Here is a 15772-nt window from a genome sequence, read left to right as displayed (position 1 = left end):
TTTAATTTTATTAACTATAAAAATATAGAAAGAAAATTAAAAATGACTCAAAATATTGAAAAAAGATTATTTACAAGTGAAAGTGTTAGTGAAGGACATCCAGATAAAATTTGTGATCAAATTTCAGATGCAATTTTAGATCAAGTATTAAGTCAAGATCCAAACGGTAAAGTTGCTTGCGAAGTGTTTGCTACAACTAATTATTTATTAATTGGTGGTCAAATAACAACTAGTGCTGTTGTTGATTATGAAAAAGTAGCAAGAGATGTTTTAAAAAAGATTGGTTATATTGATGATGCATATGGAATTAATGCAAATACTTGTAAAATTGATATAAGAATTGAATCTCAATCACTAGATATTGCTCAAGGTGTTGAATTAAATGATCATGAAATTGGAGCTGGTGATCAAGGAATTATGTTTGGTTATGCTACAAATGAATCAAAAACTTATTTACCACTAGCTATAACTATTGCTCACGAACTAGTTTATAATGCTACAGCTCAAAGAAAACAAGGTTTATTTAAATGAGCAAGACCTGATATGAAATCTCAAGTTACAATTGATTATACTGATATTAATAATCCTAAAATTGATACTATTTTAATGTCAATTCAACATGATCCAGATTATAATGAAGCTGAATTTAAAAAATATATTAAAGAAAATATTATGGATTTAGTTGCTAAAGAATTTAATTTAAATACTGATTTTAAAGTATTAATTAATCCAACAGGTAGATTTGTAATTGGAGGGCCTCAAGGAGATACTGGTTTAACTGGAAGAAAAATTATAGCAGATACTTATGGTGGTTATTCAAGACATGGTGGTGGAGCTTTTAGTGGTAAAGATTCAACTAAAGTTGATAGATCTGCTGCTTATATGTGTAGATATGTTGCAAAAAACTTAGTTGCTGCTGGATTAGCTGATAAATTAGAAATCCAAGTAAGTTATGCTATTGGAATTAGTCAACCAATTTCTATTTTTATTGAAACTTTTAACACACATAAAGTTGATTTAAATACTATTTATAAAGCAGTTTATGAAAACTTTGATTTTAGTGTAAGTAGTATGATAAAAACACTAGATTTACGTCAACCAATCTTTTTTAAAACTTCTAAATATGGTCATTTTGGTAAAAAAGATTTACCTTGAGAAAAATTAGATAAAATAGAAGTACTAAAGGAGTATAAGAAATGTTCTTAGAAGTGATTGCAAAAGATCTTAATGATATTAGAGTGATTAATAACTCAAGAGCTGATCGTATTGAATTTTGTAAAAACTTAGAAGTTGGTGGTTTAACTCCAAGTTTAGATGATATTATTTTAGCTAATCAAATTACTTTAAAACCTTTACATGTAATGATTAGAAATAATACTAAAGATTTCTTTTTTGATGATTATGAATTAATTAAACAATTAGAAATGATTTCAGTTATTCAAAAACTACCAAATATTCATGGAATTGTAATTGGAGCTTTAAATAGTGATTATACAATTAATGAAGATTTTTTACAAAGAGTAAATAGAGTTAAAGGAAATTTAAAAATTACTTTTAATAGAGCTTTTGATTTAGTAAAAGATCCAATTAGTGCTTTACATGTTTTAAATAAACATAAAATTGATGCAGTTTTAACTAGTGGTGGATCAAATATAAATACTGGTTTAGAAGTGATTAAACAATTAGTAGATGAAAAACTAGATATTGAAATTTTAATTGGTGGTGGAGTTGATAGAAATAATATCAAACAATGTCTAACAGTTAATAATCATATTCATCTAGGAAGAGCTATTAGAACTAATTCTTCATGAAATTCAGATATAGTAATTGATGAAATTAATTTATTTAAAGATTTAGATAGAGAACAAGTAAATGAACAAGAAAGTTAAAATAATTGGTGCGGGATTAGCTGGTTGTGAAGCTGCATATTTTTTAGCAAATCATAATATACAAGTTGAATTATATGAAGTAAAAACTCTAGTTAAAAATGAAGTACAAAAAACAAATAACTTTGCTGAATTAGTATGTTCTAATACTTTTAGAAGTCAATCATTACTAAATGCTGCTGGTATTTTAAAATCAGAAATGAGACGTTTAAACTCATTAGTTTTAAAGATTGCTGATAGTTGTAAAATTGATGGAGATGATGCTTTAGCAGTTGATAGAGAAGATTTTTCAAACAAACTAACTCAAGTTATTAAAAACCATCCAAACATTACAATTATTGAACAAAATGTTAGTCATATTGATGATGAAAACGATATAACACTAATAGCAACAGGACCTTTAACTACTGAAGAATTAAAACAAGATATTCAAAGATTAATTGGTAAACAAAAACTATTTTTTATGGATGCATCAGATCCAATTATTACAAAAGATTCAATTGATTTTAATAAAGTTTATTATTCAGGAAGACATAAACTTGGAAAATATATTTGTTGTCCATTAAATGAAGAACAATTTAATCAATTTGCTGATCAATTAATTAATGCTGAACAAGTACAATTAAAAGAATTTGAAAAATCAATCTTTTTTAAAGGTTGCCAACCAATAGAACAACTTGCAAAAACTAGTAAAAAACTTTTATTAAAAGGACCTATGTCATCTAATAATTTATTAGATCAAAACAATAATCAACCTTATGCAGTTGTTCAACTTCGTCAAGATGATGCTAAAGATAGTTTATATAATATGGTTGGTTTTCAAACTAATTTAAAATGACCTGAACAAAAAAGAGTTTTTCAAACAATTCCAGGACTAGAAAAAGCAAAAATAGTTAGATATGGAGTAATGCATAAAAACTATTATATAAACTCTCCAAAAATTCTAAACTTTAAATTACAAGTTATCAGAAAGAAAAATGTCTTTTTTGCTGGTCAAATTACTGGAGTTGAAGGTTATATTGAATCAGCTAGTTCAGGTATTTGAGCTGCTATTAACATTCTAGCTTTTATTAATAATAAAAAAATCAAACCTTTACCAAACACAACCATTTTAGGTGCACTAACTAACTATATAACTAATTCTAAAATTTATAGTTTAAAACCTATGAAATGTAATTTAGGTATTTTAGAACAAGAAAATAAACACTCAAGTGATGATAAATTTTATTCTTTTAATAATTCTAAAAATTCACTAGAAAACTATATACAACAATTAAATCAAATACTAAAAATAAATATTTAATAAGTAATTAACTTTATTTGATTATTAAAAACTATAGAAAGTAATTATGAAAATTTTAAAGCTTAAACCTTATTTTTCTAAAAAAATATGAGGCTCAGATAGGTTAAAAGATTTTGGTTTTGATATAGCAGATCAAACTGATATTGGTGAAGCTTGAGTAATTTCAGCTCATGAAAATGGAATGAGTTATATAGATAGTGATGATCAATACAATAATTTGAGTTTAAAAGAATTATTTGAAAATCATAAAGAACTTTTTAATAACTATAAAGGTAGTTATCCTTTATTAGTAAAAATCATAACAGCTAATGATTATTTATCAGTTCAAGTTCATCCAGATGATAATTATGCTTTAACTCATCATAACCAATTAGGAAAACCTGAAAGTTGGTATATAATTGATGCTAATAAAAATGCTGAGTTAATTTATGGACATATGGCAAAAAATAAAGCTGAACTAACTAATTTAGTTAATCAAAATAAATGAGATCAATTATTAAAAAAAGTTAGAATTCAACGAAATGATTTTTTATACGTTCCTACTGGTAAAATTCATGCAATAACACCAAATCTAGTAGTTTATGAACTACAAAGATCTAGTGATATAACTTATAGATTTTATGATTATAATAGAATTGATAAAACTACTAATAAGCCTAGAAAACTAGATATTTTTAATTCTATACAATGTACAAATACTCCTGATAGTGATGATTTAATTATTCATAATGCTAATAATAAAGTATTTTCATCAGATTTTTTTTCATTATTTGTTTTAGATTGTAATGATATTAAAGAATTTGAAGTTGATGAAAAATGTGATTGATTACAATTAACTGTAATTAGTGGGTATGGGTATATTAATGATATGTTTTTTAAACAAGGTCAATCAGCTATTACTATAAATGGTATTGAAAAATTAATAGTTAAGGGAAAAATCAAGATTATCATATCTTGAATTAAAAATAATGACTAATTTACATCCAAGTTGAAATAAACTATTTACTGATTTAAATTTATTTGATCAAATTAATAATTTAATTAATAAAGCTTATAGTAATGATCAAATAGTTTTTCCAAAACAAGAAGATGTTTTAAACTTATTTAAATTAAGTGATTTAAATAATATTAAAGTAGTAATTATTGGTCAAGATCCATATCATGATTTTAATCAAGCAAATGGAGTTGCTTTTAGTTCAGATCATATAAAAACTCCAGCTAGTTTAAAAAACATTTTTAAAGAACTACAAGCTGATTTAAATATAGATCATTTTAATAACAATAGTTTAGAAAATTGAGTAAAACAAGGTGTGTTTTTAATTAATTCTTGTTGAACTGTAATAGCTCATAAACCAAATTCTCATGCTAATTTAGGGTGAGAAAAAATTACTAAAAAGATTTTAGAACAAATTATATTACATAATAAAAATGTAATTTTTTGTTTATGAGGAAATTTTGCTTTTAAAATGTATGATTCATTACTAATTAAATCTAATTATGTAATTAAATCAGCTCATCCTTCACCTTTAAGTTATAAAGGTTTTAAAAATACTAAACCATTTAGTAGAATTAATAATTTACTATTAGAATTAAATATTAAACCTATAAACTGAAGTCTTTAAAAAGTTCTAATATTAGTTCTTATCTAATTAATCATATAAAATAATATAGATAGATTAGAAAGAAGACAACTAATGAAAAAAGTTAAAGATATTAATATAAAAGATCATTTAATAGATACTATTTTAAGAATTGAAAGAGTTATAGTTTCAACAGGAAGTAGCGGAAATAATTATTTAATATTACATTTAGCTGATAGTAGTGGAAGAATTGAAGCTAGAAAATGAATAGTTAATGAAAAAGATAAACAGTTATTAAAACCAAACGCTATTATTTTATTAAAAGATACTTTAGTTCATGAATATCGAAATATATTGCAATTAAAAATTGAAGATTATTTAATAATTGATGAAAAAGATTTAATAAAATATCATTTAAATAAAACTGATTTATACATTTCTGCTCCTTTAGATATTAAAACTAATTATCAAGAATTAATTAGTCTTTTAAATAGTATTAATAATCAAACTTATAAAACTATTACACTTAGTTTGTTAGAAAAATATAAAAAAGAATTTCTAACTTTTCCTGCTGCTATGAGTATTCATCACAACGTTACTAGTGGGTTGTTTTGACATAGTTATACTCTTGTAAAAAACGTTTTAAGTTTAAAACAAAATTATTTTTATGCAAATATTGACTGAGATTTACTAATATGTGGAGCTATTCTACATGATATTGGTAAAGTTATTGAAATAGCTGATGTTAATGGTAGTGATTATAGTTTAGAAGGAAAACTACTAGGTCATATTTCAATAGGAAATGCTGAAATTAATAAACTAGCTGAACAATTAAACTTATATAAAGATCAAAATAATAAAATTAATCAAGAAATTACTTTACTACAACACATGATTTTAGCTAGTCACGGTAAGAAAGAATTTGGTTCCCCCATCGAACCGGTGTTAATTGAAGCTGTGATTTTATCAACTTTAGATGATTTAGATGCTAAAGTTTATAAAATTAATGATGAATTATCAAAAATAGAACTAGATACTTGAACTCAAAAAATTGTAAGTATAGATAATAGAATGTTTTATAAACATAAAAAATAGAAGCCTTATTTAATAAGCTTCTATTTTTTTTATTATTATTCAACTATTTTTTTAAAAGTATCTTGTAATTCATTTATATCAACAATATTTGCTTTTAATAAAAACCCTTTTTCTTGTTCATATTTTGGCATTATATGTTCATGATAATGTAAAACAGTTTGACCAGAAATAGGTTGTTCATTTGATAAATAATTAAATCCTTTAGGATTTAATTTTTCTTTTAATAAATTAACTAAGTATTTTTTAGCTAATATTACTTCTTGTAGATATTTATCATCACAAGCACTAAAGTTTTCAAAGTGTTTTTTAGGAACAATTAATAAATGTCCATTACTTACAGGTCTTACATCTAAAAAACTATAAACAAATTCATTTTCATAAACTTTAAATGATGGAATTTCTTGATTTATAATTTTACAAAATAAGCAATCCATAATTAGTCTAATGTAGGTTTTTCACTTTCTATGTATTTTGAAATCTCATCAAATAGAGATTTGTAATAAATTCCATCTGTGTATAAATAAGCACTATATAGTTCTGTTTTAGCAGCATTTTGTACATCAGGATTTTTAGCTGTAATTGCTTCTAATTGGTCTAATAATACTTGTTTTTTAGCTGCTGATAGTTCTTGAATATCGTTTGATTTTTTAGGATCATTGTTTCAAATATAAGCATCATTTTGTTTATCTTTGATATTATCATAGTTTTTTAGATTGATATCATAAGTGATGCTTGTATTTTTCAATTTATCTTTGAATAATTGTTGGTTAAATTCTAAACTAGATAATCTATAAGTGAAGTCCAATGCCTTTTTATCTTTTTCTTCTATTTTCTTTAAAGAAATTGTTTTTTTAGTATTGTCAGAATATTCAACTTCTATTTGCCTATCACTTTTGTCATCCTTTAATGAAACATATCATTTATTATCTTTATTTGCTATTAAAACATCCCCATTACTTTTTGATGTAACTTTCTTAATATTTAGATTTTTAAAATAGCGATTGTCTAATGAATATTTATCATTTAAGTTGACTCAAGTATTTTTTAATATATTTAATTCATACGATTGTCCAGCTGTTCCAGTTCCTGGTCCTCCATTAGAGCCTCCACCATTAGAAGTGGTTTTTTTAATTTGCATATCGTTAGCTGAAAAAATATCATTTAGGTAAATTGGCAAAACAAATACATAATCTACGTTACCACTTACTTCAGAAGCAAACCCTCTGTTATTATTTGTTAGTAAAGCCGGAGCATTAACTTGAGCTACAGCTTTTTTAGCTTCCTCAGTTATTTTTAAATCTCCGCTTAAACTTTCAATAGTAGTGTCTTTATTTTTAACAAAACCATTAAATCCACTAATAGAAAACAATGAATCAGTACCTTGTTTGCTTTCATTTGTGACTTTTTCTTTAATCTTGTCGAAAACATTCTTTATTTTATTTTTGCTATCTTTGTTTGTTAATAATCCATTAGAATTTACAAATCCCTCAATTTGTTTATTTGCCTCAGATATTTTTTGTTGATCTAATGAAAAAACTCATACCATCTTAACATTAGAAACAGTTCTATCAACTTGTGAATAATTTGATTGAATATCACTAATTAATTTACTTACATTATTTAAAATTATTTTCTTATTTGATGCAGAAGTATTATCGTTTTTATCTATAAATAAGTTTGAGTCAATATATGCATGGCCTAGTAAATCATTAAATAATTTAGATTCTATTTTGGTTTTGAAGTGATACATAAATCTATATTGCATAATTCCTTGACCATCTGTCTCAAAATTATTATTAGAAATTTTATATCATTCAACTTGCTCAGTTTTACCATTGCCAGTTTCCTTTCCATCATCGCTAACAGAAGCTGTTTTATTAATGTATTGCTGATCAGTTGGTTTTGTTAATTTGGCAATTCTAAAATTATTTTTATTTTCAGTTAATAAACTAACGCTTGGTAACTGAGGTATGCTTGGTACAGTATTTTGTGGAGTGTCAAATTCTCCAGTTGTTTGTCATCTTAATCAAGTTGAACCACCACCATTAGTTGATGTAGGATTTTTATAGTAAATTGCATAAACTGTGTCATCTTTTTTATTTTTTTCTAATCCAAGATTATATGGATTTAAAGGATAATTTTCACTATATCCTAAATCAATATTATCTGAATGTTCTTCAGCAGCTCTTTTTGATGTATAGTCAGCAAATAATCTAATTGTAGCCAAGTTTTTTAAAACTTCTTGTGCTTTTTTTTCTCCTAATTCTTTTGTTTTGGGAATGCTTAAACCAAATTTTCTAGATAGATTACTTAAATTGTCAGAATATTTATTTTTAGATATTGTTTCATTAATCATATCTAATATTAATGATTTATAGTCTAATTTTGAAAATTGTTCACCTCTAGTAAAACTAAAATCATTAGATAATTTCAACCCACTTATTATTTTTTGTGCTAATTCATCAGTTATAGATGGTTTATCAAATTTATCATTTTTAGTAGTACATGCTACAGAGGTAACTGTAGCTCCTGCTGATAGGCATAATGATCCTAAAATTGTTATTAGTTTTTTCATTATACATCACCTCTTGTTGTAGTTGCACCACTAGAACTTACACCACCAGATGACAAACCACTAGCATTGTTGTTCTGTGCTTTTATTTCGGGGTTAAAAATTTGTGATTGTAATAAAAGATCATATCTTTTTTTGCTGTTGATATCAGAATTTAAGTCTATAACTTGATCAGGTATAAATTTTTTGTTTAATGAAGGATCTTTTGAGTATTTCTTATAATTTTCTTTAACTTTACTTACTCACTTTTGATTAGCTTGCTGCAATTTTCTAATACCTGAAACTTTTAAATTCTTTGCCTGATATAAGAATATTTTTTCGATTTCATTATTATCTTTTGGATTTTCTGTAGAAATAATAGTGTTTAACAAATTAACTTCTTTTTTTTGATCATTTTTTAGTACTTTTGTAAATAATTCAATCAATCAATTAGCTTGTAATGAAGCATCACTTCCTGACTGAATTGATTTTGAAACTTCACTTAAAATATCAATGTTATAAAACGGTTTAGTTTTAGAATTATCTATTAATGAAGTGTTTATTAGGAATCTTTCATAATCATTATTAATATTGGCATTTAATGAGTTGATATCTATTCCAAGATTTTTAACTGAATGTGCATTTGCCTTATCTTTTTCTGTTCAATCTCAAGAAGTAGTTCCTGATGAACTTGAACTACCTGAAGATAAAGTAGTTGATGTGTTATTTTCAAGTGCTGAATTAATTAGATATGGAACTAGAACACTAGCATTTGTTGTAGAATAAAGAGATCTAATTTGTTTTAAAACAGCGGTTTGTTTAATTGAGTTATTATTATTTGATTGATTGGCTGCTGCACCAACCGATGGTTGTGTTGTTTTATTATTGATTAATTTATAACCATCAATTTTAGTGATATGTAGACCATCACCATCAATAAATGCTATTATTCCCTCTTCTTTATTTAATATAGTGTAGATATTTGAATTTTTATTAATACCATTATTCGATTCGGTGTTAGAAGAAGAACTTGATGAACTAGAACCGCTGCTACTTGTGGAAGAAGCGGCTGATGAAGCATTATTTTTTTGATTAATTTTTTTAAACAACTCAGCTAGATTATAAATAGTTAATCTTGCAGCATCTTGAGACTGATTTTTCATTGATGTTTGTTGAATAGCACTATCAATTTTGCTTGCTTCATCATTTGATAAACCACCTTCAACTAACATTTCTTTAAATTTTTCAGGTTCTATTGGTCTATTACTTTCATCTTTTCACTGTCATAAATTATTACTGTTATTGTTATTTGTTAAGAAGTCATAAATTGAAAATTTTAAAGTATCAGAATATGTAGTATCACTAAGGGTTAATAATTTACCGTTTGCGTTAATCTTATGATGATCGTTTTTAGTATCTCATTCTGTTCAATTTTTAAAATCAGTTGATTTGTTTGAAGTGGTATTTGCTTTTATTTTAGCATCTTCGCCTCTAAACACAGTGTCAAATCTCGAAAGACCAGCTGTATAAGGTTCTTGGTCTTTTTTGCTATCATTGCCTACATAAGTTTGTAAAACAGATTGGATTCCTTGAAATCTTTCTATTAACTTAGTAGTTAAATCCTGTCCTGAAACTTCAGTAGGTATTAGTGATTTTAATGATAAATTTTTTTCAATATCTGATGATGTTTTATTATTTGAGAATTTGAATATTAGATCAGAAAAAACAACTGGTTTTTCAGAATTAAAATAATTATTAATAGCATATTTTTGTGAGTTTGAAATTGCACCATATTCACCCTTAATGGGGTCTATTTTTAACTCACCATTTTCTAGAAGTGGAATTTCTTTAACTATTTCTGTTCAAGATGTAGGTTTTTGATTATTATAATTTATAAAATCTTTTGGTCCTTTTTGAGCATCATAATTATAAGAAGGATTTCACTGACTGAAAGCAATAGAACCACTGTTAGCATTATCAGAGACTTTTCTTAATACTTCTTTGATTCATTCTTCACCATTAGTTTGACCACTATTAGAAGCTGCGATCTTTTTTTGAACATCTTTTGCAGAACTATAAGTAATAGTTAGTGTATTATTAGAACCACTACCACTTGTTGAATTTTGTTCAGATATACCCCCTAACCCATTAACCATATTTGTAAAAGTGATTATTTTTGCATCATTTCAATTTTTAACATTTGCCTTAGTAAAAGTATCTTTAATGTCCTTAACTAAATCATTTAAATTGTTCTTCCCAGCATAAGCATTAGCAAAATTGCTTGTTAAAGTTTTTCAATCTAAATTAGTTGTTTGAATTCCTTTTTGTCACATAGAATCAGCAACAGTTGAATTAAACATTAAAAGATTTTTTAACTTAATAAAAGCACTATTTGAACTATCATTTAAAATAAAGTTTGATTTATAAGCATTTTCTAAATCAGCTAGATTTTTTTTAACTCCAGGAAAAGTTTCTTCTAAATGCTTTAATCAACCTTTAGCATCATTTTTATATTTATTATCTTTTAAATCATTTAAACTTTTATTTGCTAAACCATATAAAGTAGCTGTATCAGTACTATTTTTATCACCTAATAAACCTTCAATTTGTTTATTAACACTAGAATCTCAACCATTTTCATTTTTTGTTGGTAATTGTAACTTTTTATCTCTAATTGCTAATAAAATTCCAGCTGCTAAAAGATTATTGGTTTTATTAATAAGCTCTTGGTTATTTGAACTAATTCCGTTTCATTTTTGATTTCATTCTAATAAACTTTTTGAATCAATTTGAATATCTCCAAAATTAGTTAAAAAAAGTGAATTTTCATTTTTTACTTGTTCAGTTTTACAACTAATAGCTAAAACACTAGATGATGCAACTAGAGTTATTGCACTAAGTCAAGTTAAAAGCTTTTTCACTATTATCATCCTTTCTGTTGTTTTTAAAATGTGTTAAAAAAACACCTTTTTAAAATCACATATACTAATTAATTATAACTTAATTTAAAATAATTATTTATAATTATCGTTTACTTGTAATACTAATAAAATTACACTATCTACTAATTAACAAATAATTTTTTTAAAACTTATATAATTATAAATAAATAAAAGGAGATGAGAAAATGAATGACGAATTTCTTAAATTAAGAAAACAATTTCCTTTATTAAAAAACTATCCTAATCTAATTTATTTTGATAATGGTGCTACAACTTTAAAGCCAAACACTGTTATTAATGCTGAAATTAACTATTTAAAAAACATTTCAACAAACCCTCATTCAACTGATTATAAAATAGGTTATAAAGCTTTAGAAGTTTTAAATAATACAAGAGAAATTGTAAAAAAATTCATTAACGCAAATAAAACAAGTGAAATTGTTTTTACATCTGGAACTACTCAATCTATAAATATGATAGCTAAAGGTTTAATTAATTTAATTAATAAAGATGATGAAATTTTAATTACTAGTTTAGAACATTCATCAAATCTAGTTCCTTGAATTTGATTAAAACAAAAAACTAATGCAGTTATTAAAAATCTAGAATTAAACGATGAATTTGGAATTGATATAAATAAATTAGATCAAATAATTACTAGTAAAACTAAAATAGTTAGTTTTGCTCATATGAGTAATACAACAGGTTATACTAATGATGTAAAAAAAATAGTTCAAAAAATTAGAACAATTAATAAAAATGTGATTATTGTTGTTGATGTTGCTCAATCAATTGCTCATTTTAAAGTTGATGTAATAGATTGAGATGTAGATTTTATTGCTTTTTCAGCTCATAAAATGTATGGACCATTTGGAATTGGAATTTTATATGGTAAATATGAATGACTAGATAAACTAGAACCACTTAATTTAGGTGGTGGTAGTAGTTTAGCTATTAGTAAAGACTTTTCTAGTTATACTTTAAAAACACTACCTGAAAAACTAGAAGCTGGAACTTTAAATATTTCAGCAATTTGTAGTTTTAAAAAAGCTATTGAGTTTATTTTAAAAATAGGTATTGATAAAATACATTCATATGAAGCTAGTTTAAAACAATATGTTGTTAAAAAAATTAAAGAAAATCATTTAGATAAAAAGATTACTTTTTATAACTTAAATAACAATTCACCTTTATTATTGTTTAATGTTAATCAAATTAATGCTCAAGATATTTCTACTTTTTTAGATGTTAAATATAATATCACTAGTAGATCTGGAGCACATTGTGTTAGAAGATTAGAAGATGTTATTCATATAAAAACAGCATTAAGAATTAGTTTTGCAATTTATAATACAAAATCTGAAATTGATCAACTAATATTAGCATTAAAAAACACAGATAAATTTTTAGATATATACTTTTAAATATGATAGATATAAATAATGATTCTTTATTAAGAGAAATAATAATTAAACACTTTTTAAGCCCAACTAATAAAACTTTAACAAATAATAAAGATGCTATTATAAAAGAATTAAAATCTCAAACTTGTGCAGATCAATTAATTATTGAAATATTAATAGAAAATAATGTAATTAAATCTATGAAATTTGATGGATCAGCTTGTGCAATAGCAACAAGTTCTATTGATATTTTGATTAATAATTTATTAAACTTAGATACTAAAAAAGCAATTGAACTTATAAAAAACTATCAGAATTTTTTAATAACTGGAGATTTAGTAAATAAAGATCAATTAAATGAACTAGTTGTTATGAAAAACATTCATAAACAAAAAAACCGTATTTTATGTGCTAGTTTAGCTTTAAATGATCTTTTAGAAATATTAAATAAATATGAATAAAACTTTATTAAGAAAACAGTTATTAGAAAAAAGAAAAAATTTTGATTTAGATTATATAACTAGTAGTAATTTAATAATTACTAATAAAGTAATTGATTTTATTAAAGAACATAAATTTACTAAAATTTGTATTTTTTTATCAACTAAATATGAAGTTCAAACTATAAATATTATTAATTGATGTTTTAAAAACAATATTTTAGTTTATGTTCCAAAGATATTAAATGATAATAATATGAATATGGTTTTATTAGATAATAGTTATTTAAATAATTACAATAAGTTTAATATTTTAGAACCAACTAGTAATATAGTTGCTAGTTTAGATCAAATTGATTGTATTTTTACTCCACTTGTTGGATTTGATAAAAATCTCAACAGAATTGGAATGGGTAAAGGGTTTTATGATAAGTTTTTTAGTTTAAATAATTTTAGTTATTTAAAAGTTGGAATATGTTTTGATAAACAAAAAGTTGATCAAATACTAACACAAAGTAATGACATTAAACTAGATTATATTATTACTGAAAATGATATTTATAAATAAAAGGAGCTATATGAAATATACAATTAAAGATAATCTTTTTAAATCAGTAAATGCTGAGTGATTAGAAAAAACTCAAATTCCAAGTGATCGTTCTTCAATTGGAGAGTTTGTAGAACTTGATATTAATAATGAAATTATTATTAAAAAACTTGCAAAAAGCCTATTAAAAAAACAAACTCAAGGTTTATTAAAAGAAGCTAATTTAATTAACTTTACTAAGTTTTATTCTTTAACTAGTGATTTTGAATCAAGAAATAAAAATAACATTGAACCATTAAAAAAATATGTTTTTGAAATTTTAGATATTAAAGATCTAGATCAGTTAAATCAAATTTATACTAAATTTATTTATAGAAATTATTTATTACCTTTTAATTTTGATGTTTCTAATGATTTTTTAGATTCAAGTATTAAAACACTTTATCTAACAATTGCTTCTCACATTTTACCTGATAAAAGTCATTATGATGATAAACAAAAAACAACTATGTTTTATAAAGAGTTTAAATCAATGGTAAAAAAATTATTATTACCTTATTTTAATGATGTTAAAAAAGTTGATTTAATTATTAAACAAACTTTAGAATTTGATCAAATTATTGCTAAATACTCTTTAACTTCACTAGAAAAAGTACGTTATAATGAATTATACAAACCATATGATTATGACAAAATCGTTTTGCAAACTAAATATTTTGATTTAAATAACATTATTAAAGCTTTAATCAATCAACAAGTTGATAAAGTGATTTTTACAGATGATAATTTTGCAAATAATTTAGATCAAATCTTTAATACTAAAAATCTTGAATTAATTAAATCATGACTAGTAGTAATGTTAGTTGTTCGTTTTTCTAAATATTTAGATGAAAAAACTAGAATTTTAGCAAGTAAATATTCATTATTTGTAAGTGGTCAAAGCAAAGTTAAAGATAAAAATAAACATGCTTTAAACTTAGCTTTAGAATACTTTTCTATGCCTATTGGTTTATATTATGGTCAAAAATATTTAGGTTCTAAAGCTAAAAAAGATGTTGAACAAATGGTTTTACATATGATTCAAATTTATAAAAATAGATTAGAATCTAATACTTGATTATCTAAAGATACTATTAAAAAAGCTTTATTAAAATTAGATACACTAGGAGTACATATTGGATATCCAAGTGAAATTGAACCTTATTATACTGATTTAGTTTCAAATTCTAATAACTTAATTGAAACTGTTTTTAGTTTTAATGAAGTTATTAATAAATATGTTTTTAGTGAATATAAAAAACCAATTAATAAAAACTATTGAAGTATGGCTCCATATCAAGTTAATGCTTATTATCATCCAATGTATAATCACATTGTTTTTCCTGCTGGAATTTTACAAGGCTCATTTTATTCAATAAATCACTCAACATCACAAAATTATGGAGGAATTGGAGCTGTTATTGCTCATGAAATTTCTCATGCATTTGATAACAATGGTGCTAATTTTGATGAAAATGGTAATTTAAAAATGTGATGAACACAAGAAGACTTTGAAAAATTCAAACAAAAAACTCAAAAAATGATTGATCTTTTTGATGGTAGAGAAATTGAGTATGGTAAATGTAATGGAGCTTTAACAGTTAGTGAAAATATTGCTGATGCTGGTGGAATTAGTTGTGCTTTACAAGCAGCACAATTAGAAAAAGATTATGATGCTAAAGAGTTTTTTATTAACTGAGCAAGAATTTGAAAATCTAAATACAAACAACAAACTGCTTTAAGATTATTAGAAACTGATCCTCATGCTCCAACTGAACTAAGAGCAAATATTCAAGCTGCAAATCACGAAGAATTCATTAAGGCATTTGACATTCAACCAGAAGATAAAATGTATATTTCAAAAGAAAAAAGAGTAAAAATTTGATAATTTAATCAAATTTTTAAAACACATTTAATAATTTTATAATAAGAAATTAGTAGATACACTGATTTTATAAGTACTTGTTTATTCAACTGTTTTTAATC

The 15772-nt window shown here is 24.1% G+C and carries 13 protein-coding genes; 10 read left to right on the top strand and 3 right to left on the bottom strand.

The annotated features are described in order from the left end of the window. Positions 1–42 precede the first annotated feature (42 nt). The 6 genes from metK (at position 43) to D500_RS02320 (ending at position 5864) form a co-directional block, all read left to right on the top strand. Positions 43–1206, top strand: coding sequence for a methionine adenosyltransferase (gene metK / locus D500_RS02345; protein ID WP_008363981.1), 1164 nt, complete (start codon positions 43–45; stop codon positions 1204–1206). Next, entirely contained in the window at positions 1197–1889 is a 693-nt protein-coding gene (locus tag D500_RS02340) for a copper homeostasis protein CutC (protein ID WP_008363984.1), read from the top strand. Before metK ends, D500_RS02340 begins: the two co-directional genes overlap by 10 nt. Further along, positions 1873–3189: a methylenetetrahydrofolate--tRNA-(uracil(54)-C(5))-methyltransferase (FADH(2)-oxidizing) TrmFO gene (trmFO, locus tag D500_RS02335; RefSeq protein WP_008363986.1), complete on the top strand. Its 1317-nt coding sequence runs from the start codon at positions 1873–1875 to the stop codon at positions 3187–3189. Before D500_RS02340 ends, trmFO begins: the two co-directional genes overlap by 17 nt. A gap of 46 nt (positions 3190–3235) precedes the next feature. Next, positions 3236–4165: a type I phosphomannose isomerase catalytic subunit gene (locus tag D500_RS02330; RefSeq protein WP_008363987.1), complete on the top strand. Its 930-nt coding sequence runs from the start codon at positions 3236–3238 to the stop codon at positions 4163–4165. After that, positions 4158–4811 carry a uracil-DNA glycosylase gene (locus D500_RS02325; protein ID WP_008363989.1) on the top strand — a complete coding sequence of 218 codons (654 nt, stop codon included), beginning with the start codon at positions 4158–4160 and terminating at the stop codon, positions 4809–4811. Before D500_RS02330 ends, D500_RS02325 begins: the two co-directional genes overlap by 8 nt. Positions 4812–4883: 72 nt before the next feature. Beyond that, positions 4884–5864 carry a 3'-5' exoribonuclease YhaM family protein gene (locus tag D500_RS02320; RefSeq protein WP_008363991.1) on the top strand — a complete coding sequence of 327 codons (981 nt, stop codon included), beginning with the start codon at positions 4884–4886 and terminating at the stop codon, positions 5862–5864. Positions 5865–5899: 35 nt separating this feature from the next. Here the strand turns inward: D500_RS02320 and D500_RS02315 are convergent, their stop codons facing one another. From D500_RS02315 to D500_RS02305, 3 genes are read right to left on the bottom strand one after another with little or no spacing between them, the layout of a single operon-like run. Further along, the gene (locus D500_RS02315; protein WP_008363993.1) at positions 5900–6298 is read right to left on the bottom strand and encodes an HIT family protein; all 399 of its coding nucleotides are present in this window, start codon (positions 6296–6298) and stop codon (positions 5900–5902) included. A 2-nt stretch (positions 6299–6300) separates the two neighbouring features. Further along, a complete protein-coding gene (locus D500_RS02310) occupies positions 6301–8439 on the bottom strand; it encodes a hypothetical protein (protein ID WP_008363995.1) in 2139 nt (712 codons plus the stop codon). Beyond that, entirely contained in the window at positions 8439–11336 is a 2898-nt protein-coding gene (locus tag D500_RS02305; protein ID WP_008363996.1) for a lipoprotein, read from the bottom strand. The genes D500_RS02310 and D500_RS02305 overlap by 1 nt, the downstream gene beginning before the upstream one ends. A 206-nt stretch (positions 11337–11542) precedes the next feature. Here D500_RS02305 and D500_RS02300 point away from each other — a divergent pair, with 206 nt between their 5' ends. The 4 genes from D500_RS02300 to D500_RS02285 are packed head-to-tail and all read left to right on the top strand — an operon-like array spanning position 11543 to position 15674. Beyond that, a complete protein-coding gene (locus D500_RS02300) occupies positions 11543–12781 on the top strand; it encodes an aminotransferase class V-fold PLP-dependent enzyme (protein ID WP_008363999.1) in 1239 nt (412 codons plus the stop codon). Positions 12782–12783: 2 nt separating this feature from the next. After that, positions 12784–13221, top strand: a complete 438-nt coding sequence (locus D500_RS02295; protein ID WP_008364001.1) for an iron-sulfur cluster assembly scaffold protein — start codon at positions 12784–12786, stop codon at positions 13219–13221. Further along, positions 13214–13768, top strand: a complete 555-nt coding sequence (locus tag D500_RS02290) for a 5-formyltetrahydrofolate cyclo-ligase (RefSeq protein ID WP_008364002.1) — start codon at positions 13214–13216, stop codon at positions 13766–13768. The genes D500_RS02295 and D500_RS02290 overlap by 8 nt, the downstream gene beginning before the upstream one ends. Positions 13769–13778: 10 nt before the next feature. Beyond that, positions 13779–15674, top strand: coding sequence for a M13 family metallopeptidase (locus D500_RS02285; RefSeq protein WP_008364004.1), 1896 nt, complete (start codon positions 13779–13781; stop codon positions 15672–15674). The last annotated feature ends 98 nt before the right edge of the window (positions 15675–15772 follow it).

The organism is Mycoplasma feriruminatoris, from assembly GCF_000327395.2.
GTDB classification, from domain to species: Bacteria; Bacillota_I; Bacilli_A; order Mycoplasmatales; family Mycoplasmataceae; genus Mycoplasma; species Mycoplasma feriruminatoris.
This window is presented reverse-complemented; position numbering and strand designations above follow the sequence as displayed.